15 protein-coding genes and 1 other RNA gene are annotated in these 15957 nt (G+C 53.2%); 9 read left to right on the forward strand and 7 right to left on the reverse strand.

What is annotated here, in order from left to right; genetic code table 11:
* Positions 1 to 9: 9 nt before the first annotated feature.
* The 6 genes from AC07RN_RS15660 to kbaZ form a co-directional block, all read right to left on the reverse strand.
* Positions 10 to 1152, reverse strand: coding sequence for an SIS domain-containing protein (locus tag AC07RN_RS15660; RefSeq protein WP_478336772.1), 1143 nt, complete (start codon positions 1150 to 1152; stop codon positions 10 to 12).
* A gap of 352 nt (positions 1153 to 1504) precedes the next feature.
* Positions 1505 to 1939: a PTS galactosamine/N-acetylgalactosamine transporter subunit IIA gene (gene agaF / locus AC07RN_RS15665; RefSeq protein ID WP_015960560.1), complete on the reverse strand. Its 435-nt coding sequence runs from the start codon at positions 1937 to 1939 to the stop codon at positions 1505 to 1507.
* Between the two features lie 15 nt (positions 1940 to 1954).
* Positions 1955 to 2833 (reverse strand): PTS N-acetylgalactosamine transporter subunit IID, encoded by an 879-nt coding sequence (gene agaE / locus AC07RN_RS15670; RefSeq protein ID WP_478336773.1) that lies wholly within the window; start codon positions 2831 to 2833, stop codon positions 1955 to 1957.
* A complete protein-coding gene (gene agaW, locus AC07RN_RS15675) occupies positions 2823 to 3599 on the reverse strand; it encodes a PTS N-acetylgalactosamine transporter subunit IIC (RefSeq protein WP_478336774.1) in 777 nt (258 codons plus the stop codon). Before agaW ends, agaE begins: the two co-directional genes overlap by 11 nt.
* Positions 3600 to 3609: 10 nt before the next feature.
* Positions 3610 to 4083 (reverse strand): PTS N-acetylgalactosamine transporter subunit IIB, encoded by a 474-nt coding sequence (gene agaV / locus AC07RN_RS15680; RefSeq protein WP_015960557.1) that lies wholly within the window; start codon positions 4081 to 4083, stop codon positions 3610 to 3612.
* Positions 4084 to 4101: 18 nt separating this feature from the next.
* Positions 4102 to 5397: a tagatose-bisphosphate aldolase subunit KbaZ gene (gene kbaZ, locus AC07RN_RS15685; RefSeq protein ID WP_478336775.1), complete on the reverse strand. Its 1296-nt coding sequence runs from the start codon at positions 5395 to 5397 to the stop codon at positions 4102 to 4104.
* 250 nt (positions 5398 to 5647) lie between these two features.
* On the opposite strand from kbaZ, the gene AC07RN_RS15690 reads away from it, so the two are divergent.
* On the forward strand, positions 5648 to 6457 hold the full coding sequence (locus tag AC07RN_RS15690) for a DeoR family transcriptional regulator (protein ID WP_478336776.1): 810 nt from the start codon (positions 5648 to 5650) through the stop codon (positions 6455 to 6457).
* A 55-nt stretch (positions 6458 to 6512) separates the two neighbouring features.
* On the opposite strand, the gene garD is transcribed toward AC07RN_RS15690, so the two are convergent.
* Positions 6513 to 8084: a galactarate dehydratase gene (garD, locus tag AC07RN_RS15695; RefSeq protein ID WP_015960554.1), complete on the reverse strand. Its 1572-nt coding sequence runs from the start codon at positions 8082 to 8084 to the stop codon at positions 6513 to 6515.
* A 412-nt stretch (positions 8085 to 8496) separates the two neighbouring features.
* Here garD and AC07RN_RS15700 point away from each other — a divergent pair, with 412 nt between their 5' ends.
* The 8 genes from AC07RN_RS15700 (at position 8497) to AC07RN_RS15735 (ending at position 15655) form a co-directional block, all read left to right on the forward strand.
* A complete protein-coding gene (locus AC07RN_RS15700) occupies positions 8497 to 9831 on the forward strand; it encodes an MFS transporter (protein ID WP_015960553.1) in 1335 nt (444 codons plus the stop codon).
* Positions 9832 to 9846: 15 nt separating this feature from the next.
* Positions 9847 to 10617 carry a 2-dehydro-3-deoxyglucarate aldolase gene (garL, locus tag AC07RN_RS15705; protein WP_478336777.1) on the forward strand — a complete coding sequence of 257 codons (771 nt, stop codon included), beginning with the start codon at positions 9847 to 9849 and terminating at the stop codon, positions 10615 to 10617.
* A 29-nt stretch (positions 10618 to 10646) separates the two neighbouring features.
* Positions 10647 to 11537 carry a 2-hydroxy-3-oxopropionate reductase gene (gene garR, locus AC07RN_RS15710; protein WP_059177386.1) on the forward strand — a complete coding sequence of 297 codons (891 nt, stop codon included), beginning with the start codon at positions 10647 to 10649 and terminating at the stop codon, positions 11535 to 11537.
* Positions 11538 to 11597: 60 nt separating this feature from the next.
* On the forward strand, positions 11598 to 12743 hold the full coding sequence (gene garK, locus AC07RN_RS15715; protein WP_478336778.1) for a glycerate 2-kinase: 1146 nt from the start codon (positions 11598 to 11600) through the stop codon (positions 12741 to 12743).
* A 32-nt stretch (positions 12744 to 12775) separates the two neighbouring features.
* An RNA gene (gene rnpB / locus AC07RN_RS15720) (RNase P RNA component class A) lies at positions 12776 to 13154 on the forward strand.
* 284 nt (positions 13155 to 13438) lie between these two features.
* Positions 13439 to 13843: a PAAR domain-containing protein gene (locus tag AC07RN_RS15725; RefSeq protein WP_478336779.1), complete on the forward strand. Its 405-nt coding sequence runs from the start codon at positions 13439 to 13441 to the stop codon at positions 13841 to 13843.
* Positions 13843 to 15255: a PAAR domain-containing protein gene (locus tag AC07RN_RS15730; RefSeq protein ID WP_478336780.1), complete on the forward strand. Its 1413-nt coding sequence runs from the start codon at positions 13843 to 13845 to the stop codon at positions 15253 to 15255. The genes AC07RN_RS15725 and AC07RN_RS15730 overlap by 1 nt, the downstream gene beginning before the upstream one ends.
* Complete coding sequence (locus AC07RN_RS15735; protein ID WP_478336781.1) at positions 15248 to 15655, forward strand: hypothetical protein; 408 nt, start codon at positions 15248 to 15250, stop codon at positions 15653 to 15655. Before AC07RN_RS15730 ends, AC07RN_RS15735 begins: the two co-directional genes overlap by 8 nt.
* Positions 15656 to 15957 lie beyond the last annotated feature (302 nt).

A 15957-nucleotide genomic window follows, 5' to 3' on the forward strand; every position in this document is an offset into this window, starting at 1 on the left:
GCGCTCCTGTTAAGCCAGCCACGGGTGAATAACAACGCCCTGCACCACACGATTTACCGTACCGCTGGCGGATGGGGTGTCTGGGGTATTTCCGACGCTGATGGACTGCGTGAGTGCAAAGACCTGCGCGTACATCAGGAAGCAGAACGCCAGCTCAACGTCCAGGAATGGGCGTGAAGCAGGGAGCAAAATATACGGACCCGCTTCGACAATCGGATCGGGCTCGGCAGTCACGGCAACCACACTCAGGGCCTGCTGATCACGGCGTAATTCGGCCACGAGATCGAGATCATACTGGCGCGTGTAGGGATGGCTGGAGACAAAAACCACCACCAGCGTTTCGTTATCGACCAGTGATTTCGGGCCGTGGCGGAAACCGGTTGGCGAGTCATAAAACGCGACCACTTTGCCCGCCGTCAGCTCCAGCACTTTTAACGCGGATTCACGCGCTGCGGCCTGCAATCCGCCGCTGCCGAGATAAACGATCCGTTTCCAGGGTTCAGCGCCAAATACGCCGTGACTGAAATCCCCCAGTGACGACAAGATCGCTTCGCAGCGATTTGCGACGTCGTGGAAGGAAGCACTGTTGATCGTGTCCGGAGCGAATACCGCGAGACAACTTGCCATCATGGTGGTGATGCTGCTGGTCATCGCAAAACCGCGATCGTGCGTCTCGGGCGGCATCAGCAGCGCAAAGGCGTTGTCGCTGTCAGCCGCACTCTGATAAAGACTCCCGGCTTCGTTGCAGGTGATCGTCAGGTGATAGCACTCTGGCACAAACTGATTTGCCAGCTCCACGGCGGCCACGCTTTCCGGGCTATTGCCGGAGCGGGCAAAAGAGACCAGCAGCAGCGGGTGCGCGGGACTCAAATAATCCATCGGATTGGTCACCAGATCGGTGGTTGGAATAGCACTAAAATTTTTCCCGGTGTGACGCGAAAGCCACGGGGCGATAATATCGCCGATAAATGCCGATGTTCCCGCTCCCGTCAGCACGATCCGCAGAGTGTCTTTGCAGAGCAACGGCAAGAGAAAACGATCGAGTGTCTGTCGAAGGGTGTCGATATGGTTGAGAGAACGGCTCCAGCACTCAGGTTGCTGACGGATCTCTTTTTCCGTCCAGGTGCCGGTGGCGGTTGAGGTTTCTGGCATAACTCTGTCCTTAGTAATGTGAAATCCACATCAGACGCGACTGTAATCGCCAATGTCTTTCGTTTCGTTTCACTTGTTCGATTAATTAAAATCTATAGAAAGGAAAGTGAAAGATCAATACCAGGAAAAGAAATAAAACGAAAACTGTGAGCGGGGGAGGTAACGGTTTTAGTAACACATTAATTTTTATATATTTTCCCGCGGGAAATACTAATTAATCGAAAGCAAAAGAAAAGGCCCTACGCAGTTAACGTAAGGCTAAAGTGACGCATAATGAAAGGGCTAAGGGGGAGAGCCTGCCCGGAATACAATGTGTGATGACGGTTTCGTGAAGTGGATAATCTCCACGAAGCTAAATGCCTTCTTCAACGGGTTTTTCTTCGCGACAGCGCCCCAGCTCGTCTACCAGGCTGGTCAGACCGCGATGCCCGCACTCAAGCGCCTGTAACCGAAACGCTTCGCTGGTTAACCCTTCGCGCTCCATCACCATTTCCAGCAGAAGCTGCATATTGGTTCCTGTAAGCACTTCCCAGCCGGGTTTTTCCAGCGCCATGGTAGAGGCCACGCGAAACGGCGTGCCGCCCAGTAAATCGGTCAGAAAGACAATATCCTCCTGACTACCCAACTCGTTTATTGCCTGCTCCAGTTGCGAAGTCAGGAGCGCGGTGGTCGAGGTTTCAGGAAAATCGATGGCAATAAATTGCTCTTGCTCACCGAGGATTTGCTTCATCGCTTTTTCAAGCCCGCTGGCGAATCCGCCATGACCACAAAGAATAATGCCTAACATCTCAAACCCCTTGTTTTACAGGAAGTGACAGAACTTACCCACGACGCCCAGTACCACTGTGATGCCGATGAGGCGCAACGGACTCCAGCCACGACGTACCAGCCAGAACATCGTCAGGGTGTAGAGCAGCGGCAAAAACGCGGGCATCAGCTTGTCGATAACATCTGTTTGCAGTTTCACCACCGCGTCACCAGCTGTAATTTCCAGCGTGGTGTTCAGGCGCACATAGGTCGCCACCAGTGCGCCGATGACCGTCATCCCTACAATCGACGCGGCGTGGCCGACTTTCTTGGTATTGGCCTTAATCAGCGGGATCGCGGCGACGCCCATCCGATAGGCATAGTGCGCAAGGCCAAAGCGCAGCCCCAGATGCACCACGTTGAACATCACGATGAACACCACGGCCCCAAGTATCGATCCTTGCAGCGCAAGGCTGGCCCCGATGCCGCCGCAAATCGGCAGCAGCGTCAGCCAGAACATCGCATCGCCAATCCCACCGAGCGGAGCGCCCACGGCAATCTTGGTGCTCTGAATACTGTTTACGTCCTGCTTGGAGCGTTCCATCGCCAGAATAATGCCGATCACGAAGGTCACCAGAAACGGGTGGGTGTTGAAGAACCCCATATGGCCTTTCATGGCGCGGGCCAGATCGCGCGGGTTGGTGTGGATTTTTTTCAACGCTGGCAGCAGGCCATACAACCAGCCGGATGCCTGCATACGTTCGTAGTTAAATGAAGCCTGCAACAGCATCGAACGCCAGGCCACGCGGTTGATATCTTTTTTGGTCAACTCCGCGCCGATTTTCTGATCTTCGTAAATATTTTCGTTTACGCCGGAAAGCAGCGACTCGTCGGCCTCGGAAGCGGTAGGCAGAGTGGTTTGATTAGATGCCATCTTCGAATTCCTCTTTCTGAGCGACCGGAGCCGGCTCCTGGGATTTACGGACAAAGTCGATCAGCGCCATCGCCAGCGCCGCAGCAGCAATAGCCAGTACCGGCAGTTTAAGCCAGGCGGCTGCCACAAAACCGAGAATGAAATAGGGGATGTAGACGTTTTTCATCATGATTTTCAGCAATACGGCAAAGCCGATGGCTGGCATGATGCCGCCCGCAACGCCAAGCCCGTCAATTAAACGCGCGGGAAGCACATCAATGGCGGTTTTCGCGTGTTCTGCGCCGAAGTAGATCGGCAGAAAAGCGCAGAGAAAATAGAAAATCCCGAGTGCCAGCAGCGCCAGATAATTCACCCGCTCAATGCCTGCGGTATCCGCGTTGGCGGCCATCCGATCGCAACGTGCCATGACGCCTGACATCACTGAGAACAAGAAAGTAATCCCCATTTGTACCGCAACGGCGAACGGTACGGCCACGCCGACGGCAACCTCCGGCTTCACGCCGGTGGTAATGGCGAAAGTTGTCCCGACAATGGTGCCAATAATGACGTTCGGCGGCTGCGCGCCCGCCAGCGGAGCCAGACCCATCCAGACCAGTTCCAGCGTACCGCCCGTTAAAATACCGGTATGCAGATCGCCCAGAATCAAGCCCACCAGCGGTCCAAGCACCACCGGGCGGTGCATATGCGTTAAGCCATTGAACATATCCAGGCCTGCGATAAAGGCGAGAATGCCCAGCGCAAACGCCTGCAATAAACTGATTTCCATGGTGAATCCCTCAGAGAAGTTTAAAGAGATCCAAAGCGGGTTCTGTCGGGACGCCCTGCACGAAGCACTCCACTCCAGCGGCTTTCAGACCATCAAACGCCGCCGTATCGTTGGCGTCTACAGAGACCGTTTTGGCAATTTGCTGTTTGCCATTCGCGTAATGCATATTTCCAACGTTAATACGGGTGACGGGCACGCCACCTGCTGCGAGCGTCAGGAAATCGGCAGGCGACTTGCAGACCAGCAGAATTCTCTGCCGATCGGCGGCGCGGTGAATATTGTCGATGACTTTCTGCAGTGACCAGAAGCGAACGTCGATGCCTTCGGCCAATACCATTTCCATCAGGTTTTGCTGGACCGAATCCTCAGCCACTTCATCATTGGCGACCAGAACCAAATTTGCGCCTGCAAATCCGACCCACTGCACGCCCACCTGGCCGTGAATCAAGCGTTCGTCAATGCGACATAAGACAATGTTTGGCATAGCGTTTTCCTGTTGTTGTTATGCGTTATGCGGCGTGACACGCTGACAGGCGTCGTGGTACTGACGCAGTATGTCCTGAATGTGGTCGATGATAAGTTCTCGCGGCGTAGCCTTGAGAACGCCCTCGCGAACTTTGCTGTATTGCAGCGGTAAGTACTGACTCACAAGCGGCAGCGGAATGGGGTCGTCGGCCAGGTTTCGTACCAGCCGTTCGAACGCGTCGTCGATCTGACTGTCGGGCCAGTAGTAGCGAACGCGATCTGAATAGCTGTAGCCGCGTGCCAGGCGACGCGCGTTGCCATCGCCGTGATAGTGGCTTTGCCAGTATTCCGGGCGATCGAGCATCACGTTTTCCAGAACGTGGCGCAGTCCAGACCCGGCTTTCACGGGGAGTAACTCTTCTTCAACAGCCGCCAGCGAAAACAGTGCCTCACGCAAAGCAAACGTGAGTGCCGGACCGACTTTTAGAATCGCAAAATGATCTTTCACCAGCTGGCGCAGCGCCTGCGGCGTCTGGTAATCGGTAGAGTGAGCCTCAAACACCAGCGTGTCATACCCTTCCACCATCGCTCTCAGCGCTGCCGCTTTTTCCGGTTGATAGTCAATCACGTTGGTGTGATCGAACTCCACACCAGGCTGAACGACCAGCCCGATAATACGCGGCCAAATCGCACTTAATCCTTGCTGCTCGAAAGCATGGCGATGAGCTTCGAGTGTGGCGCGTGCTGCATCAGGTGTGGTGACTACGAGTTCGCTTAGCGTTTCGTGCGCGCCGCCGGGAACGGGCACTTCGGTGCCAATGATGTACACCAGATCGGATTCTCCAAAGCACGCGTCACTGGTCTCTTCGGCTATTTTCGCCAGACGCGCGGCACGCGTCGCGACGATCTCATCCGTCAGGGGAATCGGATCGTCCTCGCAGGACATGCTGCAATCGAGGTGGATCTTCTTAAAGCCTGCGGCCACGTAGCTTTTGATAAGTGTCTGCGCGTTTTCCATCGCGTCGTCAGCAGTGAGGTGTTGCCAGCGATTTGGGCCGAGATGGTCGCCGCCCAAAATGAGCATTGAGCGAGGAAAATTCAGCGAGTCCGCAAGCTGGTGGACAAAACCGCAGAAATCGGCGGGCGTCATGCCGGTGTAACCGCCAAACTGGTCCACCTGGTTGGATGTCGCTTCAATCAATAATGCGGTGTTATGTGTACGGGCAAATCGAATTGCGGCTTCGAGTACCAGTGGGTGCGCGGAGCACACGGCATAAATCCCGTTTTCCGCGCCTTGTTTATGGCTTTCCACCATTTCAATCAGATGTTTCACTTTCCTCTCCACTTCGGATGGTTATGGTATTAACCTTTCGTTTTATTTCACTTTATACTGCTGCATGGTGCTGTAAAAATAAAACGAAAGATAATAGTTTTCCGATCTGTTTCACAAAAGAAACATAACGAAAGGTTTCAGCACCGACAACCTCCGCCAGGAACACGCCGGTGGGGCTTGCATTCCGCTAAAAGAAAGGAGTTAATAGATAAATCGAAATGAAACGAAAGATTTTAGTGAAGGAGCTCTCATGAGCAGCAGCGATTCATCCGCGGAAAAACGCGTGACGGGCACCAGCGAAAGGCGTGAGCAGATAATCCAGCGGTTACGGCAGCAGGGAAGCGTACAGGTTAACGATCTTTCTCATCTTTATGGCGTCTCTACGGTCACGATCCGTAACGATCTCGCCTTTCTGGAGAAGCAGGGCATTGCCGTTCGTGCCTACGGCGGGGCGTTGATCTGTGACGGTAATACCCCTGGTGTTGAGCCTTCCGTTGAAGATAAAAGTTCGCTCAATACAGCGATGAAACGCAGCATTGCGCAGGCGGCGGCGAACCTGATTAAGCCAGGCCATCGTGTGATTCTCGATTCGGGTACCACAACCTATGAAATCGCACGCATGATGCGACAGCACAGCGATGTGATCGCCATGACAAATGGCATGAATGTCGCCAATGCGTTGCTTGAAGCGGAAGGGGTGGAACTGCTGATGACCGGCGGCCATTTGCGTCGTCAGTCGCAGTCGTTTTATGGCGATCAGGCGGAACAGTCGTTGCAAAACTATCACTTCGATCTGCTGTTTCTGGGCGTGGATGCCATCGATCTCGATCGCGGCGTCAGTACCCACAATGAAGATGAAGCGCGACTGAACCGAAAAATGTGTGAAGTCGCCGAGCGGATTATTGTCGTGACGGATTCGACGAAGTTTAACCGTTCTAGCTTGCATAAAATTATTGATACGCAACGCATTGATATGATTATTGTCGATGAAGGTATCCCGACTGAAAGTCTGGAAGGGCTGCGTAAAAATGGGATTGATGTGATTCTTGTTGCGGAGTAAGGATGTTTAAATCGCCCTCTCCTCTAAGCAGAGGGCGATTGGGCTTAGAGGGCTATCACGTTACCGGCGCCGGGTTAAACACCGCCAGCTGGTTGTGCAAGCCCCATTGATCTGAGAAGGTTTTCTTGCGCCCGCTCGCCACATCAAGAATAAAGTGGAACAGTTTCCAGCCCACGTCCTCAATGCTCTCTTCGCCGGTGGCAATGGTGCCCGCGTTGATATCCATCAAGTCATACCAACGGTTTGCCAGCTCGGTGCGCGTCGCCATCTTGATGACCGGAACGGCCATCAGACCGTACGGCGTACCGCGACCGGTGGTGAAGACCTGCACCGTAATGCCGGATGCGACCTGCTGCGTGCCGCAGACAAAATCGCTGGCGGGCGTTGCGGCATAAATCAAACCGCGTTTGGTCGGGCGCTGGCCTGGCGATAGCACCTCTGAAATCGCGCTCTGACCAGATTTCGCAATCGAACCCAACGCTTTTTCCACCACGTTTGCCAGACCGCCTTTTTTGTTGCCGGGGGACGGGTTCGCGCTGCGGTCGGTTTGCCCCAGGTCGAGATAGTTATCGTACCAGGCCATCTCTTCCAGCAGGCGTTTGCCCACCTCTTCGTTGATGGCGCGCGGAGTCAGCAGGTGGATCGCATCGCGCACTTCGGTGACTTCCGAGAACATTACCGTTGCGCCGCAACGCACAAACAGATCCGACGCGTAGCCGACCGCTGGGTTTGCTGTCACGCCGGAGAACGCATCGCTGCCGCCGCACTGCGTGCCGACAACCAGCTCAGAAGCCGGGCAGGTTTCGCGTTGACGCTTGTTCAGCCTTTCCAGATGGATCGTGGCAACCTGCAAAATGTCGTCCACCATCGATCTAAAGCCAACGTGATGTTCATCCTGCAAGCGCACAATGCTTGCGCTGTCTACGGGGATTGCCTTCACATCGTCGGTGCCCTGTAACAGACGTTCTGGCTGGAGTTTTTCGCAGCCCAGGCCAATCACCATCACTTCACCGCCGAAATTCGGGTTCAGCGAAATGTTGTGGATGGTACGGATGGGTACAACAGCCGCGGGCGCGTTAATCGCCACGCCACAGCCATACAAATGGTTCAGCCCCACCACACCGTCGACGTTCGGGTATTTTGGCAGCAAATCACGTTCGATGATTTTGACCACGTAATCCACCACGCCCGCCACGCAATGCACGCTGGTGGTAATGCCGAGCAGATTTTTGGTACCCACGCTGCCGTCGGCATTGCGATAGCCTTCGAAGGTATATCCTTCCAGCGGGGGCAGTGGCTCCGGCACGCGGGTCGCCAGCGGTAAGGTATTGAGCGGTGGTGCTTCTGGCAGCTCGACGAGTGATTCATCTATCCAACTGCCCTGCGGCACGGCGCGTACGGCGTAGCCGATGACTTCGCCGTAACGGACGATTTCACCGTGCGCAGGAATATCGACCAGCGCCACTTTGTGTCCCTGGGGAATGTGCTCAATCAGTTCCAGGCCATCCGGGAAACGCGTTCCTGCTTTCAGGCCGTTGTCGTTAACAATAATCGCCACGTTATCAGTGTCGTGTACTTTTATATAGAACGCCGTCGGCGACGTTTGTCGAATTTCGATGTCGGCCATTGTTCAGTATTCTCCAGCGAAAATTAGATATTAAATGTCGTTAAGAGTGTGCTTATTTTCTTATTAGAAAAAATAAAGACGCTGCCTGCTTTAATAAAGAATGTCAGGACTTACGGGATAAAAATGTGATCAAGATCACTCATCAGGGCGAGCACTGACGGCGTCTGGCGGGGAATGCGTAAATCTGTGCATCAGCGCCCAAGGGATTGTGCATATGCTCAAATTATTATTCGTAAAGACCCTGATAATTGAGCGATGCGACAATGTGCGGGCCGGGGGTGATGTTTATACTTAATCACGATTTCATTGCATCTGGTTAATTAACTGATATTGCCTGCTATCGATAATAATCAGTATAGATTTCTCTCAAAATAATAAAAATACCAACATCGATGTGCCCGAGGAAATAAACATGTCACTAGATACTGCTGTAGAAACGAAAAAGGGTATTCATACCCGTCATTTAATATTACTGATTATTTTCATTGTGACGGCGGTTAACTACGCTGACCGCGCAACACTTTCAATTGCCGGGACCGAAGTTGCAAAAGAGCTGCAGTTAAGCGCGGTATCGATGGGGTACATCTTCTCCGCGTTTGGCTGGGCCTATCTGCTGATGCAGATTCCAGGCGGCTGGTTGCTCGACAAGTTTGGCTCGAAAAAAGTCTACACCTATAGCCTGTTCTTCTGGTCGTTGTTCACGTTCTTACAAGGTTTTGTCGATTTCGTGCCGCTGGCGTGGGCAGGCATTTCGATGTTCATCATGCGCTTTATGCTGGGCTTCTCCGAAGCACCGTCATTCCCGGCTAACGCCCGTATCGTTGCGGCCTGGTTCCCGACGAAAGAGCGTGGCACGGCATCAGCCATTTTCAACTCTGCACAGTATTTCTCTCTGGCGCTGTTCTCGCCGCTGCTGGGCTGGTTGACCTTTGCGTGGGGCTGGGAACACGTCTTTACCGTGATGGGTGTGATTGGTTTTATCCTGACCGGTATGTGGGTGAAATATATTCATAACCCAACCGATCACCCACGGATGTCTGCTGAAGAACTGAAGTTCATCACTGACGGTGGCGCGGTGGTCGATATGGATCATAAAAAGCCAGGCGATAAAGCAGCGAGCGGTCCAAAGCTTCATTACATCAAACAGTTATTGACCAACCGCATGATGCTCGGCGTGTTTTTTGGTCAATACTTTATCAACACCATCACCTGGTTCTTCCTCACCTGGTTCCCGATTTATCTGGTGCAGGAAAAGGGCATGTCGATTCTGAAAGTCGGCCTGGTGGCCTCCATCCCGGCGCTGTGTGGATTTGCGGGCGGTGTGCTAGGCGGCGTGTTCTCGGATCATCTGATTAAAAGCGGTAAGTCGATTACTCTGGCACGTAAGTTGCCGATTGTGCTCGGAATGCTGTTGGCTTCCTCCATTATTCTGTGCAACTACACCGACAACACGGTCCTGGTGATTGCGCTGATGGCGCTGGCGTTCTTCGGTAAAGGTTTTGGTGCGCTGGGCTGGCCGGTGATTTCTGATACCGCGCCAAAAGAAATTGTGGGCCTGTGCGGTGGCGTGTTCAACGTCTTCGGTAACGTGGCGTCGATTGTCACCCCGCTGGTGATTGGCTATCTGGTGAGTGAACTGCATTCATTCAATACGGCTCTGGTCTTCGTTGGCTGCTCTGCGTTGATGGCGATGTTCTGCTACCTGTTCGTAGTGGGCGACATTAAACGTATGGAATTGCAGAAATAATTGAAGGTATAAGCGATGAGTAACGATATTTTCCCGAACAAGTTTAAAGCGGCCCTGGCGGCGAAAGAGATTCAGATTGGCTGCTGGTCTGCGCTGGCAAGCCCCATCAGCACCGAAGTGCTCGGTCTGGCCGGTTTCGACTGGCTGGTCCTGGACGGTGAACATGCGCCGAATGATATCACCACGTTCATTCCGCAGCTGATGGCGCTCAAAGGCAGCCGCAGCGCACCGGTCGTACGTGTGCCAACGAATGAGCCGGTGATCATCAAGCGTTTACTGGATATCGGGTTCTATAACTTCCTGATTCCGTTCGTGGAAAATGTGGAAGAAGCGGTTCAGGCCGTGGCGTCTACCCGCTATCCGCCGGAAGGGATCCGTGGCGTATCGGTTTCTCATCGCGCCAATATGTTTGGCACCGTGCCGGACTATTTTGCGCAGTCCAACAAGAACATCACGATTCTGGTGCAGATCGAGAGCCAGCACGGCGTGGATAACGTTGATGCCATCGCGGAAACCGACGGCGTAGACGGCATCTTTGTTGGCCCAAGCGATCTGGCGGCGGCGTTCGGACATCTCGGCAATGCCAACCACCCGGAAGTGCAACGCGCTATTCAACACATTTTTGAACGTGCAAAAGCACACGGCAAGCCGAGCGGCATCCTGGCACCCGTTGAAGCGGACGCCCGTCGTTACCTGGAATGGGGCGCAACGTTTGTTGCCGTCGGCAGTGACCTTGGCGTGTTCCGCTCTGCCACGCAGAAGCTCGCCGATTCCTTTAAAAAATAACCACCACTGAGATAAAGAGAGACGCAATTATGACAATGAAAGTTGGTTTTATTGGCCTGGGTATCATGGGTAAACCAATGAGTAAAAACCTCATCAAGGCAGGTTACTCGCTGGTGGTTTCTGACCGTAATCCAGAAGTGATTGCTGAGTTGATTGCCGCTGGCGCAGAAACGGCCACCACCGCAAAAGCGATTGCTGAGCAGTGCGACGTAGTCATCACCATGCTGCCAAACTCCCCGCACGTCAAAGAAGTCGCGCTGGGTGAGAACGGCCTGATCGAAGGTGCAAAACCGGGCCTGGTGCTGATCGACATGAGTTCCATTGCGCCACTGGCGAGCCGTGAAATCAGCGATGCGCTGAAAGCGAAAGGCGTCGAAATGCTGGACGCACCGGTCAGCGGCGGAGAGCCAAAAGCCATCGATGGAACGCTGTCTGTGATGGTGGGCGGCGACAAAGGCACGTTCGACAAATATTACGACCTGCTGAAATCCATGGCCGGTTCCGTTGTGCATACCGGTGATATCGGCGCGGGCAACGTCACCAAGCTGGCAAACCAGGTGATTGTGGCGTTGAACATCGCCGCCATGTCCGAAGCGCTGACCCTGGCGACCAAAGCAGGGGTTAACCCGGATCTGGTGTATCAGGCGATTCGCGGCGGGCTGGCGGGAAGTACCGTGCTGGATGCCAAAGCGCCGATGGTGATGGATCGCAATTTCAAGCCGGGTTTCCGAATCGACCTGCATATCAAAGATCTGGCGAATGCCCTGGATACTTCGCACGGTGTTGGCGCGCAATTGCCGCTCACCGCTGCGGTGATGGAGATGATGCAGGCGCTGCGTGCCGATGGCTTGGGTAATGCCGACCATAGCGCCATCGCTTGCTACTACGAAAAACTGGCGAAAGTGGAAGTCACTCGCTAACAAAGACGGGCGCGGAAACGCGTCCGGTATTTTTGCCGCGTGCAGTAACAGGCTACAACTATGAAAATCGTAATCGCCCCTGACTCTTATAAAGAAAGCCTATCTGCCGCCGAGGTAGCTCAGGCCATAGAAAAAGGATTTCGGGAAATATTTCCTGATGCTCAGTATGTTTCTGTGCCTGTCGCTGACGGTGGCGAAGGCACGGTCGAAGCCATGATTGCCGCCACCCAAGGGACAGAGCAACACGCGGTTGTCACGGGGCCGCTGGGCGACAAAGTCAGTGCCTGCTGGGGGATTTCTGGCGACGGCGCAACGGCGATTATCGAGATGGCCGCTGCCAGCGGTCTGGCGCTTGTTCCTGCCGCAAAGCGCAATCCGTTGATCACCACATCGCGTGGAACGGGTGAGCTGATTCTGGATGCGCTGGATAAAGGCGCACGCAATATCATTATCGGTATTGGCGGCAGCGCCACTAACGATGGCGGGGCCGGCATGATGCAGGCGCTGGGGGCAAAACTGTGTGATGCTAATGGCAAAGAGATCGCTTTTGGTGGCGGCAGCCTGATGGCGCTCAACAGTATTGATGTTTCCGGACTGGATCCGCGTCTGAAAGACTGCACTATCCGCGTGGCCTGCGATGTGACCAACACGCTGGTGGGTGAACTCGGGGCCTCGCGTATTTTTGGTCCGCAAAAAGGGGCCGATGAAGCGAAAATTGTTGAGCTGGATAAAAACCTCAGCCATTTTGCGGACGTTATTAAGCAGTCCCTTCATATCGACGTGAAAAACGTGCCGGGTTCCGGCGCGGCTGGCGGTATGGGCGCTGCGCTGATGGCGTTCCTGGGCGCAGAACTGCGCAGCGGGATTGAGATTGTCACCCAGGCATTAAACCTGGAAGAACATATCCACGATTGCACGCTGGTGTTGACCGGCGAGGGCCGTCTCGACAGCCAAAGTATCCACGGAAAAGTGCCTGTGGGTGTGGCGAACGTCGCTAAAAAATACCATAAACCCGTTATCGGTATTGCGGGTAGTTTGACCCCTGATGTGGGTGTCGTGCATCAATATGGTATCGATGCCGTCTTTAGCGTCCTGAACAGTATTGGCTCACTGGAAGAGGCATTCCGTGGGGCCTATGACAATATTTATCGGTCGTCGCGTAATATTGCCGCCACTTTGCAGGTGGGGATGCGCACGCAAGGGTGACAGCGACGCGCAAACCCTCTATACTGCGCGCCGAAGCTGACCAGACAGTCGCCGCTTCGTCGTCGTCCCCTTTCGGGGGGAGACGGGCGGAGGGGAGGAAAGTCCGGGCTCCATAGGGCAGGGTGCCAGGTAACGCCTGGGGGGGAAACCCACGACCAGTGCAACAGAGAGCAAACCGCCGATGGCCCGCGCAAGCGGGATCAGGTAAGGGTGAAAGGGTGCGGTAAGAGCGCACCGCGCGGCTGGTAACAGTCCGTGGCACGGTAAACTCCACCCGGAGCAAGGCCAAATAGGGGTTCACAAGGTACGGCCCGTACTGAACCCGGGTAGGCTGCTTGAGCCAGTGAGCGATTGCTGGCCTAGATGAATGACTGTCCACGACAGAACCCGGCTTATCGGTCAGCTTCACCTCTTATAAAACCCCGCTTCGGCGGGGTTTTTGCTTTTAAGCCAGCGGGGCAGCGATGAATGACTGTCCACGACGCTATACCTATACGAGACGGCAATGATGTAGCCACTCATTACCCTTACAGCAAAAGCTTTGACACTGTCGACAGCCCGTAAGTTTTCGTTGTGGAATGGGCTTACCAATTGTTACGGAAAATAATTGCACTTAAGTGCAGCACCTATTGTTAGTGTGGTTATTGTATTTAAAATGACCGCTGTGATTATTTTCTATAGCAAGAAAGGGACTTATGCAGCAATACACTAACGAAATAACGCCTGAAATCCGTGAATCTCATTCACAGCCGTCCTACGACAAAGAGCTTCTAGCACTCTGCGACAGCCAAACACGCAAGGAACTCGAAACCCGAAACGGTGGAGTGATCCGCCATGTATCAGGAACCAGTACAGCTGGTGGGTATCGAATGGCGCGAGTAGGAGATAAGGTTGTATACCCTGATGGCAGTGAGGGCACGATTTTTTCTGGAGCAGGTAAAGCGCGTGTTATGCAGGGAGTATCTGCGGCTCTAGTTGGCAGTATGCTCGATAATGGTGATGAGATAATTTCTACCCCTCAATCAATTAACAAACTGGCTTTTCGTAAAGGTGACACACTCCCGGAAGGATTCTTGACCATGCCTGGGAGCAAGCACTGATGGGAGTTAAGGGATACTATTTATTCAGAGGTGATAAAACACGATGTGGCGGTGTTATCACTGAGGGATGGAGCGACCATCAGCATTTTGACAGAGATATGTCCTGCGAAGGGCATAAAGTAACTTGTGGTAAACATCCTGGGCTTTACCGTATCTGCGGTGGGCTTGATGATGACATACATGGTAAAAGGATTGCCGGAACGCTACATAGCTATAGTTCGTGTCCCTGTAAATCTAAATTCCTCAATTCAAACTGGGATGATGATTATGAACTTGAGAGCCAGTCAACAGCAGCCACAGACAATTTTCACAAGGTAGAGTTTCCTGTTCTGCCTGGCCCGATTGAGTCAGAACCAGATCAGCACGCTCAAGTAGCGAAAAAGAAAACAGGCATCGACGCTGGTTTTACCGTTATCCCTTACGGTGGTACGACAGAAGCCTGGCAACGCCTGTTATTCACTGAGAACCCGCCAGCAGGCGTAAAAGAACTATTCGCCACATTGAATGGACCAGACGAACGATTCAGAGCCGGGTCTATTATGCTGGTGGTTGACCCCAAAAAGCAGGATGAAAAGCAAATCGCTCATATGCAGGCCGCAAAACAGCGGATTGATGCAGCATTAGCGCCGCTCTCAATCCAGCAGTCCAACTTTCTTTTTAAGCACAAAGACACCATTGAGATGTTCGCCGCCGCTGCGACTACTGCAAACGATGCTGCCGGAAATGCAGGAAGAGCGACGGAAGCAGCGAAAGGATATTTCAAACGAGTCGAAAAGATTCTCGTTGAGATCGAGAAGACTTACAAAAACCAGTACATCACCAGCGGCACGCTGATTGGTGAACAATTTTACGTTGAGCGCAGTCGGTTGTTCGGCCAACTCGATAGCGTCCTCAAGATGTTCATGAAACATCGATTCATGTTCAACGAATACACCGATCTGAAAAGTACCCTTGGCCTCTCCAGCCGTTCAATCACACACCGCTGGAACGAAACAGGTGTGAGTGATATTGACGGTTACGCAACCCACATCGAAAAACTGGCAAAATACGTCAAGCTGATGGAAACCGCCGGGAAGATTGGCCTTGGCCTGTCTGCCTTTGATACCGCTGCAAAAATCACGGAAGCTTGCACCGTTGGCAGGGATTGCGCCAAAACCTCGTTTACCTCCATTGGGGAGTTTGCGGGTAGCTTAGCTGGGGGAGCTTTAGCAAGTAGAATTCTCCAAGGAAGTGCAGCAAGTTCTATCTGCGCAGTAGTGCTGGGTGCTGCAACCATAGAGGCTGGAGGCGCAGGTGCCTTGCTCTGCACGATCGGCGTAAGTGGTGGTATAGCATACGGGAGTGATAAAGCATTATCTGCGGTAGGAGAGCACACCGGCGAGCTTTTATACAAGGTAAGCAGCGATGATTAATACTCCAGATAAATTATTCCTCGTGGCTACTTGCCTTGGCACTGTGTTCATCGTCGCCAGCGTCATAGCCTCACTTCTGAACAGGAAGAGATTTAAGGAGATCTGCCAGCTATACAAAGAGAAGTTCGGCAGCCTTCCTGATGCGGTATTACTGTTCGAGAACGTTAACTCACTTTACTTCAAGGGCGCATACGGCATAAAAACGCAGTTCATAATCATGCCTTTGCTGTCGAACCGCAGTTCTATTCTGACCAAAAACGATGACAAGGACTTCATCCGTGGGCTACCCAAACGAATTATCAGGCCATTCTATTTAGAGGCATACCTTGGTCTGGCTAGCATCGTTTTTTTTGTCATTGCAGGACTTTTAATGCTGGCCATTAAACAGGATTGGGTCTAAAGGGCTTCGCTTGGCAGGCTTTATTCTGTCACACAAAGTGAGATACAGTCTGCGACATAAGACAACTCCAGCGCCGTAGATGCCTGACGTATGGTTGAACGAAGCCGCCTTATCGGTCAGCTCCACCTCTTATTAAACCCCGCTTCGGCGGGTTTTTTGCTTTTCAGGTTCAAAGGCAGGACAGTCCACGACGCTATACCCATACGAGACGGCAATGATGTGGCCACTTATTACCCTTACAGCAAAAGCTTTGACACTGTCGTCAGCCCGTAAGTTTTCGTTGTGAAATGGGCTTACCGATT

Source organism: Lelliottia sp. GFLA7 (genome assembly GCF_056490165.1).

Excerpts from the sequence above, each read along its gene's own strand:
- agaW (WP_478336774.1), bottom strand. The coding sequence starts at position 3,599 with ATGGAAATCAGTTTATTGCAGGCGTTTGCGCTGGGCATTCTCGCCTTT.
- AC07RN_RS15730 (WP_478336780.1), top strand. The coding sequence starts at position 13,843 with ATGGGAGTTAAGGGATACTATTTATTCAGAGGTGATAAAACACGATGT.
- AC07RN_RS15660 (WP_478336772.1), bottom strand. The coding sequence starts at position 1,152 with ATGCCAGAAACCTCAACCGCCACCGGCACCTGGACGGAAAAAGAGATC.
- AC07RN_RS15690 (WP_478336776.1), top strand. The coding sequence starts at position 5,648 with ATGAGCAGCAGCGATTCATCCGCGGAAAAACGCGTGACGGGCACCAGC.
- agaV (WP_015960557.1), bottom strand. The coding sequence starts at position 4,083 with ATGCCAAACATTGTCTTATGTCGCATTGACGAACGCTTGATTCACGGC.
- agaF (WP_015960560.1), bottom strand. The coding sequence starts at position 1,939 with ATGTTAGGCATTATTCTTTGTGGTCATGGCGGATTCGCCAGCGGGCTT.
- AC07RN_RS15700 (WP_015960553.1), top strand. The coding sequence starts at position 8,497 with ATGTCACTAGATACTGCTGTAGAAACGAAAAAGGGTATTCATACCCGT.
- AC07RN_RS15725 (WP_478336779.1), top strand. The coding sequence starts at position 13,439 with ATGCAGCAATACACTAACGAAATAACGCCTGAAATCCGTGAATCTCAT.
- agaE (WP_478336773.1), bottom strand. The coding sequence starts at position 2,833 with ATGGCATCTAATCAAACCACTCTGCCTACCGCTTCCGAGGCCGACGAG.
- garL (WP_478336777.1), top strand. The coding sequence starts at position 9,847 with ATGAGTAACGATATTTTCCCGAACAAGTTTAAAGCGGCCCTGGCGGCG.
- garR (WP_059177386.1), top strand. The coding sequence starts at position 10,647 with ATGACAATGAAAGTTGGTTTTATTGGCCTGGGTATCATGGGTAAACCA.
- AC07RN_RS15735 (WP_478336781.1), top strand. The coding sequence starts at position 15,248 with ATGATTAATACTCCAGATAAATTATTCCTCGTGGCTACTTGCCTTGGC.
- garD (WP_015960554.1), bottom strand. The coding sequence starts at position 8,084 with ATGGCCGACATCGAAATTCGACAAACGTCGCCGACGGCGTTCTATATA.
- garK (WP_478336778.1), top strand. The coding sequence starts at position 11,598 with ATGAAAATCGTAATCGCCCCTGACTCTTATAAAGAAAGCCTATCTGCC.